The following is a 2,062-nucleotide window of genomic DNA, read 5'->3' on the forward strand; positions in this document are numbered from 1 at the left end:
AAACCAATAAAAACAATGCCAGTCAGGCTTAACTGACTGGCATTAGGCCCGCGGGCCCGTTTTTGTTGGCAATCTGGTGCCCGATTCAGTAACCGCCTCTGGCATCCTTCACCGCCAGCCCCAGCTGCCACACCGCCATGGCGTAGTGGGTGCTGTGGTTGTAGCGGGTGATGGTGTAGAAGTTGGGCAGGCCGTACCAGTATTGATAACCACTGCCGATGTCGAGGCGCAGCAGGCTCGATTCGCTGTGGTTGCCCAGGCTGCTGGTGGGGGTGAGCCCGGCGCGGCGCAGGGTGGCGACCGGGTAGCGGGTCTGGAAGCCGTGCTCATAGCCGGGCAGTTGGCCCTGACCACGTACCGCCACCGGCTGTCCCTTCTCCCAGCCATGGGCCTTGAAGTAGTTGGCCACGCTGCCGATGGCATCCACAGGATCCCACAGGTTGGTGTGGCCGTTGCCGTTGAAGTCCACCGCATAGCGTTGGAAGCTCGACGGCATGAACTGGCCATAGCCCATGGCACCGGCGTAGGAACCCTTGGGTTCGGTGGGATCCATCCCCTCATCCCGGGTCATCACCAGGAAGGACTCCAGCTCGCTGGTGAAGAACTCGGCCCGGCGCGGGTAGTCAAATGCCAGGGTCACCAGCGCATCCAGAATGCGGGTCTTGCCCATCACCCGGCCCCAGCGGGTTTCTACCCCGATAATGCCGACGATGATCTCGGGTGGTACGCCATAGAGCTGGTAGGCTCGGTTTAGTTCGCTTTCGTATTCGCGCCAGAAATTGACGCCGTTTTGCACGTTGTCGGGGGTGATGAACTTGGCGCGGTAGCGATTCCAGGCGCCAGTCGGACCCGTCGGCTTGGCGGTCGTCGGGGCCTGGGCATCCATCAGCCGGATGATCCAGTCAGAACGCTCTGCCTGTGCCAGTACCCTGTGCAGCTCGGCACTGTCGAAACCGTGCTTTTGCACCATGTGTTGCACGAACTGATCTACGCTGCTGCGATTGGCAACATCCCCCTGTCCGTAGACGGGGCGGCTCGGCGGCGTCTGATTGATGAAAGCGCTCTTGGGCTGGGGTGTGACCACGGGCTTGGCAGCCGGTGTGCTGCTGCAGCCATAGAGCAGGGGAAACAGGGAAAGTGTGAGTACGGAGACAAGGCGACGCATAAGGTTCTCATGAGCCTGACAAAGAGTGCCGACATGGTAAAACATTGTCATCCGCGCGCAAGTGTTCCGTGCGCCTGACACGTCGCCAAAGCATCGTGCGATGGATTACCCCCTGGGGGCCGGGGCGACTCAGCGCAGGGTGTGATAACCGCTCCAGAGCCGGGTCAGGGTGGTGATGAGGCAGAGCAGGGCAAAGCCATAGGCGAGGGTTGCAAAAGCCGCGGGCCAGAGGCACATCAGCACGAACAGCGCGATGGTCTCGCTCCCCTCGGTGAGCCCACCGAGATAGTAGAGGGACTTGTGGTGATAGACGGGGTTTTCTATCCCCCGCTTGCCCGCCATGATGGCGAAGGCCAGAAAGCTCGAGCTCGTCCCCATGAAGGCGAACAGCAGGGTGGCGGCGGGCAGGGCGTTGGCGGGGGCGCTCAGGGCAAAACCCAGCACCACGGCGGCGTAGAAGATGAAATCGAGGGTGATGTCGAGAAAGCCGCCGCAGTCGGTGATGCCGGTTTCCCGTGCCACAGCGCCGTCGAGCCCGTCCAGCAGCCGGTTGCACAGGATGGCCGCGAGCGCCCACTGATAGCAACCAAAGGCCAGCAGCGGCAGCGCCAGCATGCCGACGGCAAAGCCGGTGAGGCTTATCTGGTTGGCGCTTATGCCTGCTCGGCACAGCGGCTTGGCCAGCTGGGTGAGGGGGCGGCGGATCATGGGAATAAGGTGGCGATCAAACAAGGTCGGGGTCCTCGGTTAGCAAACAAAGAGACGGTGTGAGATCGAGTATGGTGCCGGGGGCATCCTCCTCGTCATGGGTCACCAGGATGGCTGGGATGCCTTTGGCCTTGAGCCGCTCGAACACCAGGGTTTTGAACGCGGCGCGCAGCGGTTTGTCGAGGCGGG

The 2,062-nt window shown here is 62.2% G+C and carries 2 protein-coding genes and 1 pseudogene; all 3 read right to left on the reverse strand.

Going from position 1 to position 2,062, the window contains the following annotated elements; translation table 11 throughout:
- Positions 1-85: 85 nt before the first annotated feature.
- Positions 86-1,165, reverse strand: coding sequence for a lytic murein transglycosylase B (gene mltB / locus AAC083_RS21570; RefSeq protein ID WP_108537665.1), 1,080 nt, complete (start codon positions 1,163-1,165; stop codon positions 86-88).
- Between the two features lie 129 nt (positions 1,166-1,294).
- Positions 1,295-1,897 carry a CDP-alcohol phosphatidyltransferase family protein gene (locus AAC083_RS21575; RefSeq protein ID WP_108537666.1) on the reverse strand — a complete coding sequence of 201 codons (603 nt, stop codon included), beginning with the start codon at positions 1,895-1,897 and terminating at the stop codon, positions 1,295-1,297.
- Positions 1,890-2,062, reverse strand: a pseudogene (locus AAC083_RS21580) (ATP-binding cassette domain-containing protein); the annotation flags it as partial. The gene AAC083_RS21575 and the pseudogene AAC083_RS21580, both read right to left, overlap by 8 nt.

Origin of the sequence: Aeromonas sp. HMWF014 (genome assembly GCF_963878295.1) — a bacterium.
GTDB lineage: Bacteria > Pseudomonadota > Gammaproteobacteria > Enterobacterales > Aeromonadaceae > Aeromonas > Aeromonas popoffii.

Bases quoted from the DNA above. Each gene is read 5' to 3' on its own strand.
- mltB (WP_108537665.1), bottom strand. From the start codon at position 1,165: ATGCGTCGCCTTGTCTCCGTACTCACACTTTCCCTGTTTCCCCTGCTC.